This is a genomic window from Duganella guangzhouensis (genome assembly GCF_009674535.1).
Classification (GTDB): Bacteria; Pseudomonadota; Gammaproteobacteria; order Burkholderiales; family Burkholderiaceae_D; genus Rugamonas; species Rugamonas guangzhouensis.
In genome coordinates, this window is record NZ_WKJK01000022.1 from 66,244 (window position 1) to 87,898 (window position 21,655).

Below are 21,655 nucleotides of genomic sequence, written 5' to 3' on the forward strand. Positions count from 1 at the left end.
CTTCGCCGGCATCCAGCCGAACACGTAGAGAGCAGATATGTCCACACCAAACTTTGCAGTGTCCGCCATCGCCCTGGCGGTTTTACAGTTGACCACCGTGACCGCGCGCGCGGAAGAAGCCGATCAATCGCTACCGGAAGTCGTTGTCAGCGGCGCCAAGGCGCGCGCCGCTAGCGCCAGCGTGGCCGGCTTCGGCAACGCGCCGCTGCTGGAGACGCCGGCGTCAGTCAGTGTGCTGACCGCCCAACAGATGCTGGACCTGCAAATCCGCTCCACCACCGACGCCGCCCGCTACGACGCTAGCCTCAGCGATTCGTACAACGCGGTCGGCTACGCCGAGCAGTTCTCGATTCGCGGCTTCAAGCTGGATAACGAATCGAGCTACCGCAAGGACGGCATGGCCATCACCGGCGATACCCAGATTCCGCTGGAGAACAAGGAGCGGCTGGAGGTGCTGAAAGGTTTGTCCGGTCTGCAGGCCGGCGTGTCGGCGCCGGGTGGCATCATCAATTACGTCACCAAGCGTCCGACCGATACGCCGCTGCGCACGGTGGTGCTGGAAACCCGTGAACGCGGCACGCTGTACGGCGCGGTCGATCTGGGTGGCCGCTTTGAGGATACCCGCTTCGGCTACCGCATCAACGCCGCCGCCGAACGCCTGCGTTCTTACATCAAGGGCGCGGACGGCAACCGCAAGTTCATCTCGGCCGCTTTCGACTGGCGCATCTCGCCTGACGCGCTGCTGCAAGTGGATGCCGATTACCAGCGCAAGTCCCAGGTCACGGCGCCTGGCTTCCAGCTGATTAACGGCACCACGCTGCCGGTGGTCGATGCCGACACCATGCTGAACGATCAGCCATGGAGCCGTCCGGTGGAAACCACCAGTACCAACGTCGGCGTGCGCTTCGAGTACAAATTTTCGCCACAGTGGAACGCGACGCTGAGCGCCAATCAGCACCAGTTCAAGCGCGACGATTACACCGCCTTCCCTTACGGCTGCAGCGATCAGGATCTGTATCCAGGCTACTGCGGCAATGGCGATTACGATGTCTACAACTACATCAGCCGTGGCGAGAAGAAGTCGCCGCTGACCGCGCAAGCGCTGCTGCAGGGCCGCTTCGCCACCGCCGGAATTCAGCACGACACTACCTTCGGCACCTCGTTCTTCAAGAACAGCGAGAAATGGGGCGACTATCTGTACGACTTGTCTGGCGTCAGCAACATCTACCATCCGGTTGCGGTAACGCCGGCGACTGGCGACAGCGGCCCGGTCTCGGAGCGCCGTCGCGACAACGAACGCGCTGTGTTCGCACAGGATATCGTTAGCCTGAACGAGCAACTGAAGCTGCACGCCGGCGCGCGCTACGTCAAAGTTAAGCGCGACGAGTACATCGGCGTCGACGATGATGACGTGGTACTGCCTTACGCCCACACCGACATGGGCTTCTGGCTGCCGAACGTGGCGCTGGTCTACAACGTGCGCCCGAATGTCGCGACCTATGCGTCCTACGCCCAGGGTCTGGAGCATGGCGGTACCGCGCCGCTTGGCGCCAAAAACTACGGCCGTGCGCTGGCGCCGGGCAAATCGAAGCAGGTGGAAGTGGGCATCAAGGCTGACATCCGTCAGGACATCAGCGCCAGCGTGGCGCTGTTCCAGATCCGCAAGGGACTGGAGTACCTCGACGCCGCCAGTAATTACTACGTGCGCAATGGCGAGGCGCAGAGCCGTGGCCTGGAACTGGCGCTGAACGGCCGCGCTTCGCGTGAGTTGACGGTGGGCGTCTCGGCCACCGCGCTGAACACGCAGCAAAGCGGCACCGGCTTGGCGGACACGGACGGCAAACGCGTGACCGATGTAGCGGCGTTCAAATCATCGGTGTATGCGGATTATCTGGTGCCGCAGGTAGCGGGCTTGAAGCTGGGCGCCAACTGGCAGTACTCGGGCAAGAAGGCGTTTGATGCAGCCAACACGGTGTTCGTGCCGGCCTATCATGTGGTGAATCTGAGCGCGTCGTACGCCACCCGCATCGGCAACGTCGGCACCACCTTCCGCGCCGGTATCGACAATGCATTTGACCGCTTCTACTGGCGCGACGTCACGCCGGATCTGGGCGGTTACCTGATGCCGGGCGCCTCCCGCACCTACCGCGCCTCGGTGCAGTTCGACCTTTAAAGCGCGGCCAGCGCGTCGGCCACCTGGGCGACGCGCTGTTCCAGCTCACCGCTGACCAGCACATACGGCGTGCCGCGCGCGCTCAACTCAGCCAGCAGCAGGCGATGCACCTGCTGGCGGACTTCATCGGAGTCGCGCTGCAGGCCATCCGCCACCCACGGGCTGTCCGGCGCGGTGACGATGGTCAGGTCATAGCGGCGCGTGGCCACCAGCACGACCAGCGGCACATCGGCGCCGCCGAAGTAGTGCTGGCTGTAGACCGCCGTCATCAACGGCGTGGTGTCGCAGAACAGCCAGCGCTGCGCATCCTGCGCCGCTGCATCCTCACGCTGCGCCTGCATGCTGGCGATGAAATACTGATCGGAAGACATTGGCACGCGCTCGCGCGTCAGCACGAATTCGCGCAGATATTCCGGCACCCAGCCGGTGACGTAACGCTCCGCCAGCGCGCGCGCCAGCGTCGACTTGCCGGACGACTCAGCGCCAAGTATGGCGATGCGCCGCAGCGTCATTTAAGCACCATGGTGTCCGGCGCATCCGGCGCCGCCTTTTTCCAGGCCAGCAGGCCGGCCACCGCCATCGCCACGAACACCGCGTACAGAATCGCGGTCAGATGCAGATCCTTGTGGATGTACAGCGCGACGTACAGCACGTCGACGATGATCCACGCGTGCCAGTTTTCCAGCTTTTTACGCGACAGCAGCACCTGCCCCACCAGACTGCCGGCGGTGAGGAAGGCATCGGCGCGCGGCACGTCAGTATCGGTGTAGCTGGCCAGGAACCACCACAGCGCGCCAAAGCCGGCAACCCAGCCGGCCAAGGCCCACAGCCAGCCGCGCGCCGACAGCCGCGTCACCGGCAACGCCGGCGTGTGCTGCAAGCCAGGCCGCAGCCATTGATACCAGCCCCAGAACGACACCGAGATGAATACCAGCTGCAAGCCCATGTCGCCATACAGGCGCGAGGCGTAGAACACTAGGCCATACACCGCCGACGAGACGATGGCGAACAGCCACGCCCAGTGCAGTTGGTAGATGTTCAGCAGGACGGTGATCACCGCCAGCACAAAGCCCGCCACTTCGAGCGGCGTGGTGGGCAGGCCAAACAGCGTGATGCCGCTGTTGACCATGGCGAGCAGGGAATCGTTCATGGAAGCCGTTTATTTATGTGGATATTTGATGGTCAGCTCTTTGAGCACGTTGTCGGCGTGGTCCACCTCCGACATCACCCACAACATATAGCGAATATCCAGATGGATGGCGCGCGTGATGTCGCGGTCGAAGTACCAGTCTTTGGTAATCGACTCGTAGGTCGAATCGAAGTTCAGGCCTATCAGCTCGCCGTTCTTGTTCATCACCGCCGAACCGGAATTGCCGCCGGTGGTATCGGCGCTGGTCAGGAAGTCGACCGGCACCGTGCCCAATACCGGATCCTTGAACTGGCCATAGCGCTTGGCCTTGATCGCATCCAGCAGATTCTGCGGCGCGTCGAACGGCGCCTTGCCAGTGTTCTTCTCGACGATGCCTTCGATAGTGGTGAACGGTCCCTTGGTGATGCCATCCTTCGGCGAATACGGCGCCACGGTGCCGTAAGTAACGCGCAAGGTCGAATTCGCATCCGGATACACCGGCTTGCCCTGCGATTTCTTCCACGCGATCACGGCCGCCATGTATTGCGGGATCACGCGTTCCAGATTGCCGTCCAGTTCACGGCGACGCTCCTTCAACGCCTGCGACACGCCGTCCAGCTTCACCGCCAGCTTGAGGAAGGCGTCATCCGATGCGGCGATGGCGGCGGCATCCTTGCCCAGCCACGACAGGCGAATCGCGGTATCGCCCAGTTGCGACTGCGCGTACAGCGCCGGCACCGCGTCCGCCGTTGGCAACAACTCGTCCAGACCATTCATGTGCATCGATTTCGGCAGCTTGGCGTAGCGTTGCAGCGCGGCGCTGAAGCGCGCCTGGTCGACGCTGCCGACGTAGGACTGTTCCAGACGGTTCAGGCGCGCCTTGATGAAGGCCAGGTCGCGCTGCTGGTAGCCGCTCTCACGCTCTGCGTCCGGCTTGGCGCTTTCCAGCGCCAGGCGATACAGTGTGGCGCCAGACTTCAGCAGATCGCTGGTGGTGGCGACGCTGTGGCCGAATTCCTCGTCGCTGAGGGCGATGTCGGCGGCGATCAGCGCATCCAGTTCGGTCAGCAGCTTCTTGTCGGCGTTGGCCTGCTTGCCGTACCAGGCGCGGAACTCGGCATCCTGCACGTCCTTGATGGCAGCGATGTCCTTGCGTGCGAAGCCGTCCATCAGGCCACGGGTTTTCTTCAGCACGTTGTTCAAGCTCTTGACCACGCTGGCATAGCGCACCACGCCAGCTTCGCTGTCTTTAGTGGCGGCGGCGATCACGTCCAGGTCGGCCTGGATTTCGCCGGCCTTGGCCGGATAAGCGGCATCGCGCGCATAGCGGATTTCGGACGGCAGCTTGTAGCGGCTGGTGCGGCCAGGATAACCGGCCAGCAGCACGGGATCGCCGTTCTTCAGCCCCTCGGCCGACACCACCAGGAAGTCCTTCGAATGGTAAGGCACATTGTCCGGCGACGGTTCAGCCGGACGGCCGTCCTTGCCGACGTAGGCGCGCAGGAAGGAATAGTCGCCCACATGGCGCGGCCATTCGTAGTTGTCGATGTCGCCGCCAAAGTCGCCCAGCGAGTTGGCAGGCGCGTACACCAGGCGCACGTCGCGTATCATCATCTGGCGGATGCGGTAGTACTCCAGGCCACGATGGAAGGCCGGCACCGAGCAGCGGTAGAATTTGTCGCTCTCGCATTCCGCGATCAGCGCTTTGATATTGCGTTCAACCGCTTCGCTGCGCTGCCTGCCGCTCATCGCGGGCGTGATATTTTTCAGCACGCGGCTGGTGACGTTTTCCACTTTGTCGGTCACGTACACCAGCGTGTTGGGGCCACCCGGCAGCTCGTCGGCGCGGGTCTTGGCCAGGAAGCCGTTGGCGATGTAGTTATGTTCAGGCGTGGAATTGCGCTGGATGGCGCCATACGCGCAATGGTGGTTGGTGACCACCAGGCCGGCGTCCGACACGAAGGATGCGGAGCAGCCGGGCAGCGCCACCATGGCGCTCATCGGATGTTTCGACAGGTCGGCCAGCTTCTCGGCTGGAATCGTGATGCCGATGCGTTTCAATTCGGATTTCAGTTGCGGCAGCTGGTATGGCTGCCATTGCCCTTCGTCGGCATATGCGCTCGTGGCGCACAGCAGCGCGGCGGGAATGACTAGATTTTTTAACAAGGTATGGCCCCTGAATGATTTTCGGCGCCAGTATTATAGATCGAAGCCCAACGTCAGCCTACAGCCCTTGCCCCCCTGCGCCTGCCGCGCATAGTCGATATCCAGCGTGCCGCCCAGCGCCGCCACCCGTTGCGCCATGCCGATCAGGCCAAATGAATGGATGCCGGCACGGCTGGCCGCTTCCGGCGCCATGCCCACGCCATCGTCCGCGATGCTCAGCGTCAGCCGTCCGTCCGCCACCGCCAGCACGATGTCGACCCGGCTGGCCAGCGCGTGCCGGCGCACATTGCTGAGCGCCTCCTGAACGGCGCGGAACAGCGTGGTGGCCACGTTCGAGTGCAGCGTCGCGCATGCCGCTTCGTCGGGCAGCGTCAGCCCGCATGCCAGGCCGCTGCGCTTGCGGAATTCCGCCGCCTGCCACTCCAGCGCCGCCGCCAGCCCCAGGTCCAGCACCGGTGGCCGCAGCTCGTTCATGATGCCGCGCACGCTGCGGATGGTGGCGTCCACGTTCTCCAGCGCGGCGTTGACGCGCTGGTGCAGCAGGCCCTGGCGGCCGGCGGTGCGGGCGCTCAGCATCGACATGTCGATACGCAGCGCCAGCAGGTTCTGTCCCAGCTCATCGTGGATGTCGCGCGCGATGCGCTTGCGCTCCTCCTCCTTGATTTGCTCCTGATGCGCGGCCAGCTTGCGCAACTGCTCGCGCGATTCGCTCAGCTCCACCGTGCGCGCCGCCACCCGCGCGTCCAGCTCTTGCGACCAGCGCAGTTGCGCCGCCTCGACCTCGCGCTGTGCCGTCACGTCCGAAAACACGCCGATGAAATAGCTGATCGCGCCGTTGTCGTCACGGATCACCGTCAGCGACATGTGCGCCGTGTAGGGCGTGCCATCTTGGCGGCTGTTGAATACGTCGCCAGCCCAACGGCCGGCCGTGCGCAATTGCCGCATCGCGTCGGCAAAGTAGCCGGGCGGATGGTTCTCCCGCCGCCCGAGGAAGCGCGGATTGCGGCCCAGCGCTTCCTCCACCGGATAGCCGGTCAGCGTGGTGAATGCGTGATTGACGGAGACGATGTTGTGATCGACATCGCATACCAGCACCCCCTCGTTGATGCTGTCCAGCACCCGCATGGCGCGCAGCCGGACCGCGTCGCGCAGGTCGGCGCTGCCTATGTCGGTCAAGATCATGCGACAGGTGGCGCTGGCCTCATCCAGGTTGGCTTCGATGTGCACACGGCGCAGTGTGGAGGCACCATCCGCTGTCTGGCCATCGAACAGTGGCGCCTCCATCACCGCGCGGGCACCGCTCTCGCCCACGTAAGACAGGAAGCGCCGCAGGCCGGCCTGCGCCTGTGGCGCCACGAATTGTTCGAAGCGCTTGCCGATCAGCGCATCACGATCGCATTGCACCAGCTCACAGGCCGCCAGATTGGCGCGCACGATAACGCCGTCATGATTCAGCGACAGATAGCCGGCCGGCGCCTGGTCGTACAGCGCCGCGTAGCGCTGATGCATGGTGTCGGCTTCATCGCGCTCGCTGCGCAACTCGGCCAGCGCTTCCTGCTGCAGATCCAGTTCGATCTGGTTGACCTGCATTTCGTGCCAGTAGCGCAGCTGATCGCTGTCGGCGCCCTCTGGCGGCAATGCGCTGACCGCACGCTCCGCCATCTCCCGCAGTTGTCCGGGGTTCAGTTCGGGGCGCGAGCGCTTGGTCATACGCGCCCGGCGTCCTTGTGCATGGTCAGCAGCCGCGCCTCCAACTGCTTCAACTCGGTGATGTTGATGAAGGTGACCACCACGCCGTCGATCACGTTATCCACCGTGCGGTAGGGCCGGATGCGCATGGTGTACCAGCCGCCGCTGCGGGTCTCGATCTGCTTTTCGCAAAATACCAGCGTGCGCAGCACGTGCTGAGCGTCTTCCTCCAGATCCGTATACAGCAGGTCGTTGACGATGTCGCTCAGCGGCCGATTGACGTCGCTCGGTATCAGCTTGTAGATCTGCGTGGTCTGGTCGGTGAAACGACGGATGCGCAGTTCGCTGTCGAGGAAGATGGTGGCGACGTCGGTGCTGTTGAGCAGATTCTTCATATCGCCATTAACCAGCGACAGGTCATCCACCTTGGATTGCAGCTCGGCGTTGACGGTGTACAGCTCCTCGTTCAGCGACTGCATCTCTTCCTTGGAGGTGGTCAGCTCCTCATTGGTGGACTGCAGTTCCTCATTGGTAGATTGCAGTTCCTCGTTGGAGGACTTGAGTTCCTCGCGCGACGCCTGCATCTCATCCCGCACCGCCTGAATCTCCAGCCGCGACTGCGCCAGCTGCTGCTCCAGCTCCAGCACATAGGGATTGGTGGAGCGGGTGCGGCGCTTCTTCGGCGGCAGCGGCACGCTGGAAAAGGTCAGCAACACGGTGCCGGGCAACGGACCGTTTTCCGGCATCGCTTCCGCTGTCAGGTCCAAGGCCTGCGAGGGCTTGCCGGTTTCGTCGCGCTGTATCAGCCCGCGCACCGCGATCACGCCCGGCTCCTGGGTGGCGCGCTTGAGCAGTTCCGCCATCTCGTGGCGCAAGCCATCTCGCGCCATGGCGTGGATATTCCAATTGGCCTTGCCCGCCGCCGGTTCCAGATAGGCGCCGGTGCGGCCGTGGATGTAGAGGATGTCACCATGGGTGTTCAACAGCACAGCCGCAGGCGCATGCTTTTTGAGCAGTTGCTGCTCAACCTGGATTTGAAGATTGCCGTTCATGGATGGATTGACAGGTTCATTGACAGTGGGGGCCGACAAGCTGCTCACGCGCGTCGGGAAATAGTTGGCCACGCGGTGAATGGACGCATCCAGGCGGCGGTAGATGCGGCCGGCGCCAGCCATCGGAATGAATAGCTCATTGAAATGGCCGGGCGTATCGGCACTGCCCAGCATCAGCAGGCCGCCGGTGCGCAGCGCGTAGTGGAACAACGGAATCAACTGTTCCTGCAGCTTGGACGTGAAATAGATCAGCAGATTGCGGCAGCACAGAATATCCAGCTTGGTGAACGGCGGATCGGAAATCACGTTCTGACGCGCGAAAATGATGGAGTTGCGCACGTCCTTGCGGATCCGGTAACCACCTCGCTCGGCCGGCATGAAATAACGCTGCAGCAGGTCGGGCGACACATCGGCCTCGATATCGGTATCGAACACGCCCTGGCGCGCCCTGTCCACCGCATCCTCATCGAGATCGGTGGCGAAGATCTGCAGCGTGTAGCGCGCCGTCGGCCGCAACCGCTCCAGCACCTCGTTGAAGGCGATCGCCAGCGAGTAGGCTTCCTCGCCGGTCGAACAGGCCGAGACCCAGGCCTTGAAAGACGCGCCTTCCGGATGCTCGCCGATCAGCTGCGGCAGCGCGGTGCTCATCAGGTAATCCCACACCTTGGGATCGCGGAAAAAATTGGTCACGCCGATCAGCAGCTCCTTGAACAGCAGCTCCACCTCGGCCGGATTGACGCGCAAGAATTTGACGTAATCGGTCAGCGTGGCGCACTGGCGCAGCTTCATGCGGCGGTCGATGCGGCGCAGCACGGTGCTCAGTTTGTAGTCGGAGAAGTTGGCGCCGGTCTGCTTGAGCAGCAACTGGAACAGCTGCTGCAAACCGTCGCGCTGTATCATCGCCTGCTCTGGCAAGCCGCATTCCTGGGTGCTCCACCATTCCGCGATGTGGCTCGCCATCTGGCCCGGCAGTTCAATGATGTCTACCGCGCGCGCGCTGATGGCGCTGGCCGGCATCGGGTCGAACCGCGCCGACGACGGCAACTGCGCCATGGTCAGGCCACCGCTCTCGCGGATCAGCTTCAAGCCCAGCGTGCCGTCCGCGCCCATGCCGGAAAACAGAATCCCGACCGCCACATCGCAACTATGCTCGGCCAGCGAGCGGAAAAAAATATCGATCGGCAGATGATGGCCGCGCCGCGCCGCCGCAGGACGCAGCACGAAGTGATAATGCTCGACAGTGAGATCGGAATTGGGCGGGATGACGTAGACGTGATTGGCCAGCACCGGCATGCCATCCTCGATCTCGCACACCTTCATGCTGGTCATGCGCTGCAGCAGTTCGGGCAGCATGCATTTGTGCAGCGGGTCCAGATGCTGCACCACCACGTAAGCGAAACCGCTGTGCGGCGAAACGCTGACGAGGAATTCACAGATCGGATCAAGCCCGCCCGCAGAAGCGCCGATGCCCACGATGGGCATCAGCGTTGCAGCAGCGGGAGTGGCAAGAGCACTTTTCTTGGTCATCGAGGCGTGTCGTTATGTACATTATGTACATAATGCCAGATGATTATACAGCATGGCTCGCGCCGTAAAATACTACTCCTGCGGCGCGTGCCAGCCGCCGCCCAGCGCCTGGATCAGGGCGATGGCGGTGGTCTGGCGGTCGGCCTGGGCCTGCACCAGCGAGCGGCGCGCGGTCAGCGCGGTCTGCTGCGCCGTCACCACGTCGCTGTAGCTCACCTGGCCGGCGCGGTAACGGTTCAGCAGCTGCACCTCGACCTGGTCGGCGGCTTCCGACGCGGCCTTGCGCAAGTCCTGCTGCTGCGCCAGCGCGCGGGTCGCGGTCAGTTGGTCCTCAACCGCGGCAAACGCGGTCAGCACGGTCTGGCGATAGGTGGCGATGGCCTGATCGCGCGCCGCCTCGGCACCCTGCACCTTGGCCTTGGTGGCGCCGGCGTCGAACAGCGTCTGCGCCGCCGTCAGGCCCAGCGACCACAGATTGTTGGAGGCGTTGAACAAGCCGCCGGTGGCGGCCGCGCCATAGCCATAGGAGCCGGTCAGGCTCAGGCTCGGGAAGTAGGCGCTGCGGGCGATGCCGATACTTTCGTTGGCGGCGGCCACGCGGCGCTCGGCGGCGGCGATGTCGGGACGGCGCTGCAGCAGCGTCGATGGCACGCCGGTCGGAATGTCCGGCACGGTGATCTTCCACTCGGCCGCCGGCAGCGTGAAGTCGCCGGCCGGCTTGCCCAGCAGGACCGCGATCGCATGCTCATAGGTGGCGCGGGTGCGCACCAGCGTGATCTGGTCGATGCGGGCGCTGGCCAGCTGGGTCTGCGCCTGCAGCAGGTCGGACTTGGCGGCGATGCCGGCGTCAAAGCGGTTCTGGGTGATCTGCAGCACCCGCGCATAGCCGTCGACGGTGGCGTCGAGGATGGCTTTTTCGGCGTCGGCCTGGCGCAGCGAGAAGTAGTTGGTGGCCAGTTCGCCCTGCGCCGACAGGCGCGCGGCGGCCAGGTCGGCGGCGCTGGCCTGCAGCGCCGCGTTGGCGTTGCCGACGCCGGCGCGCAGCTTGCCCCACAGGTCCGGCTCCCAACTGGCGCCGATGTTGGCGCGATAGGCGTTGGTGGTGGCGGTATTGCCGCCACCGCCGGAGCGGGTGCCGCTGCCGTTCAGGTCCACGGTCGGGAACAGCGTGGCGCGCTGCTCGGCCACGGTGGCGCGTGCTTCGGCATAGGCGGCGGCGTAGGCCGCCACGTTCTGGTTATTCACCTCGATGCTGTCGGCCATCTGGTTCAGGATCGGATCACCGAACAGCTGCCACCACGGGCCGCGTTCCAGCGTATCGGCCGGCGTCGCCGCGGTCCAGCCGGCGGCGGTTTTGTCGGCGTCGTTCAGCGCTTCCTTGTAGGCCGATGGCGCCGGCGCGTCCGGCACCTTATAAGTCGGCGTGACCGAGCAGCCGGCCAGCAACGCGGCAGCTACGGCCAGCGCGATCGGTTGATGACGTAAAGAGAATGCGTATTTGCTCATGGTGTAATCGGCGACTCGTCGCTATGAATGCGGCTCAGTTGTTGTTCGGACGGGCTGCGGCGACGCAGCTTGTCCATCAGGATGTAGACCACGGGCGTCGTCAGCAGCGTCAGCATCTGGCTGGCGATCAGGCCACCGATGATGGCCACGCCCAGCGGCTGACGCAGCTCCGAGCCTTCGCCGAAACCGATCGCCAGCGGCAGCGCGCCCAAGGCGGCGGCCACGGTGGTCATCAGGATCGGACGGAAACGCAGCAGACAGGCTTCGCGCACCGCTTCCATCGGCGTCAGCCCGCGCGCGCGCTCGGCTTCCAGCGCGAAGTCGATGATCAGGATGGCGTTCTTCTTGACGATACCGATCAGCAGGAAGATGCCGATCAGCGCAATCGTCGAGAACTCCATCTTGAACACCAGCAGCGCCAATACCGCGCCGACGCCGGCCGACGGCAGCGTGGTCAGCACCGTCACCGGGTGCACCAGGCTTTCGTACAGGATGCCCAGCACGATGTAGATCACCACGATGGCGGCCAGGATCAGCAGCGGCAGCGACTTGTTGCTGTCCTGCGCCGCCTTGGCGGAACCGGCAAAGCTGCCGCGCACATTGTTCGGCATGGCGATTTCCGCTTCCGCCTCGGCGATTTCGGCCGCCGCAGAGGACAGGCTGTAGCCATCGGCCAGGTTGAAGGCGATGGTGGTGGCCAGTTCGCCATCCTGGTGGTTGATCGAAGTGGCGGCCGACGATTCGGCAAAGCTGGCCATCGCCGACAACGGCACCATGGTGGTGGCCGAGGTGCTCAGCGAGGAACCGGACGAGGCATCCCTCACCGCCGGTGCGGCCACATTGGCGGCGGTGGCAGTGCTGGTGCTCGAACTGGAGCTGGTGCTGCTGGTCGTGCTGCTGGTGCTCGCGGTCTGCGCCCCGGTCGGGTTGGCGGCGGTTGGCGACGGCAGCCCGGTCGACGGCACATAAACATCGCCCAGCGCATTCGGGCTCTTGGCGAATTCGCGCGGCACTTCCATGATGACGTGGTACTGATTCAGCTCATCGTAGATGGTCGCCACCTGACGCTGGCCGAAGCTGTTGTACAGCGCATTGTCGATATCCTTGGTCGACACGCCCAAGCGCGAAGCGCTGTCCTTGTCGATGGTGACGAAGGTCTCGACGCCATTGTCGGCCTGGTCGGAATCGACGTCGGTCATCGATTTCTTGGTCTTCATCTGCTCCGCCAGACGCGACGCCCACTTCTTCAAGTCGGCCACGTTATCGGACTTCAGCGTGTACTGATTGTTGGCGTTGGCCGAACGGCCGCCGGCACGCAAATCCTGCACGGGACTGAGGAACAGGCTGACGCCGGTCACCTTGGCCAGTTTTGGACGCAGCCGGTTGATCACCGCCTGCCCCGCTACCGTGCGCTGGTTGGCCGGCTTCAGGTTGACGAACATGAAGCCACCGCCGGCACGACGGCCGCCGGTAAAGCCGACCACCGTGTCCACCGCCGGATCATCCTTGATGATGTTGACCAGCTGGCGCAATTTGTCCTGCATGGCCTGGAAGGAAATCGACTGGTCGGCGCGGATGCCGCCATTGATCTGGCCCGTGTCCTGCTGCGGGAAGCCGCCTTTCGGGATCGCCGCGAACAGGTAGAAGTTCAGGCCCACCACGAATATCAGGCTAAGCATCACCAGCCACACGCTGTGCAGCGCCCAGTCCAGCGCGTGCTCATAGCCTTTGAGGATGACGTCGAATCCGCGCTCGAAGAAGCGCGCGATGCGGCCCTGCGGCTTGGTCTCGTGACCGTCCGGCGACAGCAGCCAGGCGCACATCATCGGCGTGGTGGTCAGCGAAATCACCAGCGAAATCATCACCGCCGCCGACAGCGTGACGGCGAATTCCTTGAACAGCGCGCCAAACTGGCCGCCCATGAACAGCAATGGAATGAACACCGCGATCAGCGACAGCGAAATCGACAGCACCGTGAAGCCCACCTCGCGCGCGCCCAGCAGCGCCGCCTTGAAGCGGTCCATGCCGGCCTCGATGTGGCGGGTGGTATTTTCCAGCACCACGATGGCGTCGTCGACCACGAAGCCGGTGGCCACGGTCAGTGCCATCAGCGACAGGTTGTTCAAGCTGAAGCCCAGCAGATACATCACGCCGAAGGTGCCCAGCAGCGAAACGATGGTGGCCACGGTCGGCACAATGGTGGCGCGCACATTACGCAGGAACACGCTCACCACCAGCACCACCAGCAGGATCGAGATAATCAGCGTGATCTCGATTTCATGCAGCGACGAGCGGATCGAGTTGGTGCTATCGCTGGCCACCTGGATCTTGACGTCCGGCGGCAACTGCGCCTGCAGCATCGGCAGCTGGGCGCGTACGCTGTCCACCGTCTCGATGACGTTGGCGCCGGCCTGCGCGCGCAGAATCACGATGATGGCCGGCTTGCCGTTGAACAGACCGAGGTTGTTCTGGTCTTCGACGCCATCCACCACCTGCGCCACGTCCTGCAAGCGGATCGGCACACTGTTGCGGAAGCCGACGATCAGCTGGCGGTAGTCGGCGGCGCTGCGGCCGCCGATGGCGTTGGCCGACTCGGTATAGATTTGCAGCCGCTGGCCATGGCCCTGCAGCGCGCCGCGCGGCCGATTGGCATTGGTGGCCTGGATGGCGGCGCGCACGTCCTCCATCGACAAGCCCTGCTGGTTCAACGCGTACGGATTCAGCTCCACCCGCACCGCCGGCAGAGAGCTGCCGCCCAGTTCCACGTCACCGACACCGGTCACCTGCGACAGGCGTTGCAGCACGATGTTGGAGACTTCGTCGTAAATCTGGCCCGGGGTGCGGGTTGGTGATGTCAGCGCCAGGATGATGGCCGGCGCACCCGAGGTATTAGCCTTGCGGTAGGTCGGATTGCTCTTCAACGTGGCCGGCAGGTCGACGCGGCTGGCGTTGATCGCCGCCTGCACCTCGCGCGCCACCGAATCCACATTGCGGTTCAAATCGAACTGCAGGATCACGTTGGCCGAGCCATTGCTGGACTGCGAGGTCATCTCGTTGACGCCGGCGATGGTGCCGAGGTGGCGCTCCAGCGGCGTGGCGACACTGGTGGCCATGGTCTCCGGACTGGCGCCCGGCAGCGAGGCGCTCACCGAGATGATCGGGAAGTCCACCTGCGGCAGCGGCGCCACCGGCAGCGCGAAGAAGGCGCCGATGCCGGCCAGCGCCACGCCCACCGTCAGCAGCACGGTGGCGATGGGACGCTTGACGAATGGCGAGGACAGGTTCACAGCGCACCACCCTCAGGTTGCGGCGCCGGCTTGCGATCCGGCTTGCCGCGGAAGCGGCGCGCCAGGTTATCGAAGCCGAGGTAGATCACCGGCGTGGTGAACAGCGTCAGCAACTGGCTCAGGATCAGGCCACCGAAGATGGCCAGGCCCAGTGGACGGCGCAACTCGGCGCCCTCACCCCAGCCGAACATCAGCGGCACGGCGGCAAACAGCGCGGCCAGCGTCGTCATCAGAATCGGACGGAAGCGCAGCAGCGCGGCCTGGTGGATGGCGTCACGCGGCGACTTGCCTTCGTCACGTTCGGCCTCGATCGCGAAGTCGATCATCATGATGGCGTTCTTCTTGACGATACCGATCAGCAGAATAATGCCGATGATGCCGATCACGCCCAGATCCTGCCCCGAGACCAGCAGTGCCAGCAAGGCGCCGACGCCGGCCGACGGCAGCGTCGACAGAATGGTCAGCGGATGGATATAGCTCTCATACAGCACGCCCAGCACGATGTAAACGCAGATCACGGCGGCCAGGATCAGCCACAGTTGATTCGACAGCGAGTTCTGATACGCGCCGGACGCGCCCAGGAAGGTCATGGTCGCCGAGGCCGGGAAGTGAATCTCGGCGGCGGCTTCCTTGATGCTGTCCACCGCCGTGCCCAGCGAAACGCCAGGCGCGGTGTCGAAGCCCAGCGTGGTGGCCGGATACTGCGCCACGTGGGTCACCTGCAGCGGCGCCGGACGCTCGCTGATGGTGGCCACCGCCGACAGCGGCGTGGCTTTGCCGGAGCCGGTCTTCAGCTGCAGGTTGCCCAGTTCGGACGGCGTGGTGACGTCGTCGCGGCGCGCCTCCAGAATCACGCGATACTGATTGGTCTCGGTGAAGATGGTGGAGACGATACGCTGGCCGAAGGCGCTGTACAGCGCGTCGTCGATGGCGGCGGCGGTCACCGACAGCCGCGACGCGGTGTCGCGGTCGACGCTGATGTAGGCGGCGTTGGCGCTGGCGCCCACGTCCGACACCACATTGCGCACTTCCTTCTTGGTGCGCATCTGGTTGGCCAGCTTGGTGGCCCACTCGTTGACGGTGGCGTTGTCGGCACCCTCGATCGATACGCGGAACTGGGTCGGGCCGGTTTCGGCGTCGATGGTCAAGTCCTGGGTCGGCTGCAGGTACAGCGTCAGGCCAGGAATCTGCGCCACACGCGCGCGCAGCCGGTCCATGGTCTCTTGCTGGCTGGTGGTGCGCTTGTGTTTCAGATTGATCAGCATGCTGCCGGTGTGCAGCATGGTGTTGTTGGCCGCGTCCACGCCCACCACGGAGCTGAGGTTTTCCACGTCCGGATCTTCCAGCACCGCCTTGGCGGCCTGCTGCTGCAGCGCCGCCATCTTGTCGTACGAAACCGCCTTGCTGGTTTCAACCCGTGCTTGCAGCTGGCCGGTGTCCTGGGTCGGGAACAGCCCTTTTGGAATCACCACGTACAGCAGTACGGTCAGCAGCAGCGTGCCCAGTGCCACCAGCAGCGTCAGGCCGCTGTGGCGGATCACCCAGGTCAGCGCCTTGTCGTAATGACCGATCACCCAGTCGAAGAACTGCTGGAAGCGGCGCGCAAAGCGCGACTGATGCTCCTCGGCGTGGCTCTTCAGCCAACGCGCCGACATCATCGGCACCAGCGTCAGCGAAACCACGGCGGAAATCAGAATCGTGATCGCCAGCGAAATCGCGAACTCGCGGAACAGCCGGCCCACCACGTCGCCCATGAACAGCAGCGGAATCAGCACCGCGATCAGCGACACCGTCAGCGAGATGATGGTGAAGCCGATCTGCTTGGCGCCCTTGAGCGCGGCGGCCATCGGCGTTTCGCCCTCTTCGATATAACGGGCGATGTTCTCGATCATGACGATGGCGTCATCGACCACGAAGCCGGTGGCGATGGTCAGCGCCATCAGCGACAGGTTGTTCAGGCTATAGCCCAGCAAATACATCACGCCGCAGGTACCGATCAGCGAGATCGGTACCGACAGGCTGGCGATGATGGTGGCGCGCAGGCTATGCAGGAAGGCGAAGATCACCAGCACCACCAGCACCACGGCCAGTACCAGCTCCATCTCCACGTGTTCCACCGAGGCGCGGATGCCGGTGGTGCGATCGCTCAGCACTTCCAGGTGCATCGCGGCCGGCAGGCTGGCCTGCAGCTCGGGCAGGCGCTGCTTGATGGCGTCGACGGTGGCGATCACGTTGGCGCCAGGCTGGCGCTGCACGTTGAGAATGATGGCCGGCTTGGTGCCGGACCAGGCGCCCAGCTCCACGTTTTCGGCGCTATCCACCACGCTGGCGACGTCGGTCAGGCGCACCGGGGCGCCGTTTTTGTAGGCCAGGATCAGCTGCTTGTAATCCTTGGCGGTCACCAGCTGGTCGTTGGCGTTGATGGTGTAGGCGCGTGTCGGGCCGTCGAAGCTGCCCTTGGCGGCGTTGGCGTTGGCGGCGGTGATCGCGGTACGCAGCGTATCCAGCCCCAGGCCATACGACGCCAGCGCGTTGATATTGGCCTGGATGCGCACCGCCGGCCGCTGGCCGCCGCTGAGCGTGACCAGGCCGACGCCGGACACCTGGCTCATTTTCAGTGCCAGCCGGGTGTTGGCGATGTTCTGCACTTCGGTCAGCGGCATCGAGTCCGAGGTGATCGCCAGCGTCAGCACCGGCGCGTCGGCCGGGTTGACCTTGGCGTACACCGGCGGCGCCGGCAAGTCGGTCGGCAGCAGCGAGGAGCCGGCGTTGATCGCGGCTTGCACTTCCTGCTCGGCCACGTCCAGCGACTGGCCCAGCGCGAACTGCAGCGTGATGATGGAGACCCCGGAAGCGCTGGTGGAACTCATGCGCGACAGGCCGGCCATGGCGCCGAACTGGCGCTCCAGCGGCGCGGTCACGGTCTGCGCCATCACTTCCGGGCTACCGCCCGGATACAGGGTCTGGACCTGAATGGTGGGGAAGTCGACCTGCGGCAGCGCCGACAGCGGCAGGAACTTGAAGCCGACTATGCCCGCCAGGACGATCGCCAGCATCAGCAGCGAAGTCGCTACCGGACGCTGAATGAATGGTGCGGATGGACTCATTGCTGTGCAGCGCCTTCCTTGTTGCGACGGTGGTGCTGACCGGAAGCCGCTGCGCCGGCGGCGGCGCCCTCGCCTGCGGGCTTGGCGCCAGGCAGCGTGACTTTGGCGCCTTCCTTCAGGCGGTCCGCGCCTTCGGTAATGACTTGCTCGCCCAGCTTCACGCCTTCGGTGAGCTGCACCTTGTCGGTGGTCGAAGCGCCGCGTTTGACCTGGCGCACGGTGACGGTCTTGTCTTCCTTCAGCACATAAACGAAATCGCCGTTGGTGCCATGACGCAGCGCGGTCACCGGCACCATCACCGCATCCTTGATGGTATCCAGCTGCAAGCGCACGTTGACGAACTGGCTCGGGAACAGCGTCGATTTGGTGTTGGTGAAGCGCGCCTTGGCCTTGACCGTGCCGGTGGTCGTATCGATCTGGTTATCCAGCGCGTAGAAGCCGCCGTTGTCCAGCGTATTGGTGCGGGTGCGGTCCAGCGCCAGCGCCGGCAGCGCCGCGCCCTGGTTCACGCGCTGCACCACCGACGGCACGTTATCCTGCGGGATGGCGAATTCAACGTCGATCGGCGACAGCTGGGTGATGGTGGCGATGCCGGTGGTGTCGCTGGAGCTGACCAGGTTACCGATGTCCACACCGCGCAAGCCCACCCGGCCGGAGATCGGCGCCACCACTTTGGTGTAGCCCAGATTCAGTTTGGCCGTGCCTTCGGCCGCCTTGTCGGTCAAGACCGTGCCTTCCAGCTGCTTAACGGTGGCGGCCTGGGTATCCACGTCCTGGCGCGCGATCGAGTCCTGGCTCAACAGAGTGCGGTAGCGATTCAGCAGCAGCTTGGCGTTTTCCAGCTGCGCTTCATCTTTCTGACGGGTGCCGGTGGCCTGCATCAGTGCCATTTCAAACTGGCGCGGATCGATCTGCGCCAGCACCTGGCCGGCCTTGACCATCTGGCCTTCCTTGAACAACACGCTTTGCAGGATGCCGGTCACCTGCGGCCGCACCGTGCTGGTGGCCGCCGCCGTCACCGTGCCCAGCGCCTCCAGCGTAACCGGAATATCCGCCTTCTCCGCCGTCGCCACGCCGACCGTGGTGGCCGGCATGCGGCGCCCGCCGCCACCGCCAGGGCCGCCCGGACCACCAGGACCGCCGGGGCCAGGACCACCCGCACCCTGCGCGCCGGCGTTAGCGCTCGACGGCTGGTGCGTCAGGTACCACGCCAGGCCGCCAAGACCGGCCATGGCGGCGACAGCGATCACGCTGCCGAGTAGCTTGCGGCTGCGCTTAGGTGGGTTGGCATTCAAAGTCGGCTTGGCTTGCGAATCCATCGTTATCCTTTTTGTTCAGGCGTGCGTGCCCACGGCAAACGCGCCTAGGGTCAATAGCGTGGGACTCTAGCACAAGGTTCATACGCTGTCTCCCAGTCGAGTACCGACGATACAATCTCGCTACAAATCAAGGACTTTGGAGCGATATCGTTCATCTACCTTTACATATCTTTACCGGGCCGAAATCGCCCCTACACGTGCCTCGCGCATACTGGCTTCACTGTCAACTTGCCAAGGAAGACGACATGAGCATTGTTAACCGCCAGACCATCGCCGCGTTCCTGCTAGGCGGTGCGCTGGCTGCTGGCGCCGGCGCTTGGGCGGTGGACCGCCACCACCGTCACGGCGAGCACGCACCGCTGGCGCGCCTGTACGCCGAGGTGCAAGCCAGCGACGCCCAGAAAGCCAAAATCGACCCGCTGGTGCAGGCCGCGCTGAAAGATCTGAAGCCGCTGCACGAGCAGTTAAACCAGCTGCATAAACAGCTGCTGCAACAGGCCAGCGCGCCCAGCATCGACCGCGCCGCGCTGGAAACCACGCGCCAGCAAGGACTGGCGCTGGCCGACCAGGCATCCAAACGTATCATCCAGGTAGTGGCCGACGTAGGGGATGCCCTTACGCCGGACCAGCGCAAGAAGCTGGCCGACCGGCTGGAACACATGCGCGGCTTCGGCCCGCACCGGGAAATGTAAAGCCGCTGTAGCGTAAAATGAACTGCATGAACCCTGTAGACCGCATACTTTTAGTAGAAGACGACCCGCGCCTGGCCGAGATGCTCACCGAGTACCTGGGCCAGTCCGGCTTCCGCGTAACCCACGCCGCCACCGGCCGCGCAGCGCTCGATCACATCGCCGGTGGCGACATCGACGCCGTGATCCTGGACCTGATGCTGCCCGATATGGATGGCCTGGACGTCTGCCGCCATCTGCGCGCCGGCTCCGACATTCCGGTGCTGATGCTGACCGCGCGTGGCGACGCCATCGACCGCATCGTCGGCCTGGAAATCGGCGCCGACGACTACCTGCCCAAGCCATTCGAGCCGCGCGAGCTGCTGGCGCGCCTGCGCGCCATCCTGCGCCGCCGGGTCGATCCGCGCCATCTCGACGCGCCGTCGGCCAAAGGAAGCGACGACTACCTGCGTTTCGGCCGGCTGGAGATCGATCCGGCCGCCCACGCCGCCCGCCTGGACGGCGTGCCGTGCGAGCTGACCGCCTACCAGTTCGACCTGCTGCTGGTGCTGGCGCGCCACGCCGGCCGCGTGCTGTCGCGCGACGCGCTGATGGACCTGCTGAAAGGCGAGCCGCTGGAAGCCTTCGACCGTTCGATCGACGTCCACATGTCGCGCATCCGCGCCACCGTTGAGGATGACCCGAAAAAGCCACGCCGCATCATCACCGTGCGCGGCGCCGGCTATCTGTTCGCCAAGGTGCAGGATTGATGCGCAGATTTAGCATGGGGCTACCACGCCTTTATTTCCGTTTTTATGTCACGCTGCTGCTGATCCTGGCGCTGTTCTCGATGGCGGTGATGATGATCTGGAACCGTACCGGCAGCCCGCTGGAGCGCTCCAACGTGATTCTGTCGCAAGTGATGCAGAACGCGCTGGCGCCGCTGGACGCGCCGCCCGAAGTACAGCAGGCCGCGCTGGAACGCGTGGCCCAGGGTCTGAACGCCAACATGACGCTATACACCCGCGACTGGCGGACGCTGGCCGTGGTCGGGGTGCAGATCCCGGCCCGTCACTGGCGCCGCCAGGGCGTGACCGGGCCGCCGCCGGAATCCTTCGTGCGTCTGCCCGATGGCCGCAAACTGCTGTCCAGCGAACCGCTGGGCTTTGTGCGGCCCAAGGCCATGCTGCACAACGCGCTGATACTGCTGGCGATCGGCCTGGGCGTGGCGGCGTTCCCGCTGGTGCGGCATCTGACCAAGCGGCTGGAGCGCTTGCAGCAAGGCGTGGAATCGCTGGGCGCCGGCGACCTGACCGCGCGCGTGCCGGTGGAAGGCAAGGATGAAGTGGCGCGCCTGGCGCAAAGCTTCAATCGCGCGGTCGATCAGATCGAGCAACTGGTCGGTGCCCACAAAACGCTGCTGGCCAACGCCTCGCATGAATTGCGCACGCCGCTGGCGCGCATCCGGCTGGCGCTGGAGCTGATCAAGGACGGTATCGACGCCAAGCGCCGCGCCGGCCTGGAACAGGACATCGCCGAGCTGAATCACCTGCTGGACGAAATTCTGCTGGCCAGCCGCCTTGGCGCCATCCCCGAAAACACCGACGTCGAGGAGCTGGACCTGCTGGCCCTGGCCGCCGAGGAATGCGCGCATTACGATGAGGTGGAACTGGACGGTGAATCGGCACTCATGATGGGCGACCCGCGCCTGCTGCGCCGGCTGCTGCGCAATCTGCTGGAGAACGCGCACCGCCACGGCGTGCCGCCGGCCAGCGTGGAAATCCGCTGTGCCCAAGGCATCGCGACTTTGCGCGTGTGGGATAAGGGGCCGGGCGTGCCGGACCCGGAATTCGAGCGCGTGTTCGAGCCCTTCTTCCGTCCACGCGGCACGCTGGATAACAATGGCGCCGGACTGGGGCTGGCACTGGTGCGCCAGATCGCCCGCCGCCACGGCGGCGAAGCGCGCTGCGCCCTGATGAGGAATGGACGCAGCTGCTTCGAAGTGACGCTGCCGCTAAAATCCTGACGTCAC

Annotated in this window: 13 protein-coding genes; 4 read left to right on the plus strand and 9 right to left on the minus strand. The window is 64.5% G+C overall.

All coding sequences use genetic code 11. The annotated features are described in order from the left end of the window. The first annotated feature begins 37 nt into the window (after positions 1 to 37). Positions 38 to 2,173: a TonB-dependent siderophore receptor gene (locus GJ699_RS29285; RefSeq protein WP_154382963.1), complete on the plus strand. Its 2,136-nt coding sequence runs from the start codon at positions 38 to 40 to the stop codon at positions 2,171 to 2,173. On the opposite strand, the gene GJ699_RS29290 is transcribed toward GJ699_RS29285, so the two are convergent. From GJ699_RS29290 to GJ699_RS29330, 9 genes are all read right to left on the minus strand, one after another. Next, the gene (locus tag GJ699_RS29290; RefSeq protein ID WP_154382964.1) at positions 2,170 to 2,685 is read right to left on the minus strand and encodes an AAA family ATPase; all 516 of its coding nucleotides are present in this window, start codon (positions 2,683 to 2,685) and stop codon (positions 2,170 to 2,172) included. The genes GJ699_RS29285 and GJ699_RS29290 overlap by 4 nt on opposite strands. Next, positions 2,682 to 3,323, minus strand: coding sequence for a nicotinamide riboside transporter PnuC (gene pnuC / locus GJ699_RS29295; RefSeq protein ID WP_154382965.1), 642 nt, complete (start codon positions 3,321 to 3,323; stop codon positions 2,682 to 2,684). Before pnuC ends, GJ699_RS29290 begins: the two co-directional genes overlap by 4 nt. 9 nt (positions 3,324 to 3,332) lie before the next feature. Continuing rightward, positions 3,333 to 5,468, minus strand: a complete 2,136-nt coding sequence (locus GJ699_RS29300) for a S46 family peptidase (RefSeq protein WP_154382966.1) — start codon at positions 5,466 to 5,468, stop codon at positions 3,333 to 3,335. Positions 5,469 to 5,501: 33 nt separating this feature from the next. Then, positions 5,502 to 7,178, minus strand: a complete 1,677-nt coding sequence (locus tag GJ699_RS29305; RefSeq protein WP_154382967.1) for a sensor histidine kinase — start codon at positions 7,176 to 7,178, stop codon at positions 5,502 to 5,504. Then, complete coding sequence (locus GJ699_RS29310; protein WP_154382968.1) at positions 7,175 to 9,691, minus strand: chemotaxis protein CheB; 2,517 nt, start codon at positions 9,689 to 9,691, stop codon at positions 7,175 to 7,177. Before GJ699_RS29310 ends, GJ699_RS29305 begins: the two co-directional genes overlap by 4 nt. A gap of 117 nt (positions 9,692 to 9,808) precedes the next feature. Next, positions 9,809 to 11,242, minus strand: coding sequence for an efflux transporter outer membrane subunit (locus GJ699_RS29315; protein WP_154382969.1), 1,434 nt, complete (start codon positions 11,240 to 11,242; stop codon positions 9,809 to 9,811). Then, positions 11,239 to 14,529, minus strand: coding sequence for an efflux RND transporter permease subunit (locus GJ699_RS29320; protein ID WP_371867709.1), 3,291 nt, complete (start codon positions 14,527 to 14,529; stop codon positions 11,239 to 11,241). The genes GJ699_RS29315 and GJ699_RS29320 overlap by 4 nt, the downstream gene beginning before the upstream one ends. Then, positions 14,526 to 17,636, minus strand: a complete 3,111-nt coding sequence (locus GJ699_RS29325; protein ID WP_154382970.1) for an efflux RND transporter permease subunit — start codon at positions 17,634 to 17,636, stop codon at positions 14,526 to 14,528. The genes GJ699_RS29320 and GJ699_RS29325 overlap by 4 nt, the downstream gene beginning before the upstream one ends. Then, positions 17,633 to 18,955: an MdtA/MuxA family multidrug efflux RND transporter periplasmic adaptor subunit gene (locus tag GJ699_RS29330; protein ID WP_154382971.1), complete on the minus strand. Its 1,323-nt coding sequence runs from the start codon at positions 18,953 to 18,955 to the stop codon at positions 17,633 to 17,635. The genes GJ699_RS29325 and GJ699_RS29330 overlap by 4 nt, the downstream gene beginning before the upstream one ends. Positions 18,956 to 19,200: 245 nt before the next feature. Here GJ699_RS29330 and GJ699_RS29335 point away from each other — a divergent pair, with 245 nt between their 5' ends. Genes GJ699_RS29335 through GJ699_RS29345 form a run of 3 tightly spaced genes read left to right on the plus strand, consistent with a single transcriptional unit; the run spans position 19,201 to position 21,649 of the window. Continuing rightward, entirely contained in the window at positions 19,201 to 19,647 is a 447-nt protein-coding gene (locus tag GJ699_RS29335; RefSeq protein ID WP_154382972.1) for a Spy/CpxP family protein refolding chaperone, read from the plus strand. A gap of 26 nt (positions 19,648 to 19,673) precedes the next feature. Then, positions 19,674 to 20,393: a response regulator gene (locus GJ699_RS29340; RefSeq protein WP_154382973.1), complete on the plus strand. Its 720-nt coding sequence runs from the start codon at positions 19,674 to 19,676 to the stop codon at positions 20,391 to 20,393. A gap of 14 nt (positions 20,394 to 20,407) precedes the next feature. After that, positions 20,408 to 21,649, plus strand: a complete 1,242-nt coding sequence (locus GJ699_RS29345; RefSeq protein ID WP_229262356.1) for a sensor histidine kinase — start codon at positions 20,408 to 20,410, stop codon at positions 21,647 to 21,649. Positions 21,650 to 21,655 lie beyond the last annotated feature (6 nt).

What these genes read in the sequence shown, in the direction of transcription:
- GJ699_RS29285 (WP_154382963.1), top strand. Translation starts at nt 38, where the DNA reads ATGTCCACACCAAACTTTGCAGTGTCCGCCATCGCCCTGGCGGTTTTA.
- GJ699_RS29290 (WP_154382964.1), bottom strand. Translation starts at nt 2,685, where the DNA reads ATGACGCTGCGGCGCATCGCCATACTTGGCGCTGAGTCGTCCGGCAAG.
- pnuC (WP_154382965.1), bottom strand. Translation starts at nt 3,323, where the DNA reads ATGAACGATTCCCTGCTCGCCATGGTCAACAGCGGCATCACGCTGTTT.
- GJ699_RS29305 (WP_154382967.1), bottom strand. Translation starts at nt 7,178, where the DNA reads ATGACCAAGCGCTCGCGCCCCGAACTGAACCCCGGACAACTGCGGGAG.
- GJ699_RS29310 (WP_154382968.1), bottom strand. Translation starts at nt 9,691, where the DNA reads ATGCCCATCGTGGGCATCGGCGCTTCTGCGGGCGGGCTTGATCCGATC.
- GJ699_RS29315 (WP_154382969.1), bottom strand. Translation starts at nt 11,242, where the DNA reads ATGAGCAAATACGCATTCTCTTTACGTCATCAACCGATCGCGCTGGCC.
- GJ699_RS29325 (WP_154382970.1), bottom strand. Translation starts at nt 17,636, where the DNA reads ATGAGTCCATCCGCACCATTCATTCAGCGTCCGGTAGCGACTTCGCTG.
- GJ699_RS29330 (WP_154382971.1), bottom strand. Translation starts at nt 18,955, where the DNA reads ATGGATTCGCAAGCCAAGCCGACTTTGAATGCCAACCCACCTAAGCGC.
- GJ699_RS29335 (WP_154382972.1), top strand. Translation starts at nt 19,201, where the DNA reads ATGAGCATTGTTAACCGCCAGACCATCGCCGCGTTCCTGCTAGGCGGT.
- GJ699_RS29340 (WP_154382973.1), top strand. Translation starts at nt 19,674, where the DNA reads ATGAACCCTGTAGACCGCATACTTTTAGTAGAAGACGACCCGCGCCTG.
- GJ699_RS29345 (WP_229262356.1), top strand. Translation starts at nt 20,408, where the DNA reads ATGGGGCTACCACGCCTTTATTTCCGTTTTTATGTCACGCTGCTGCTG.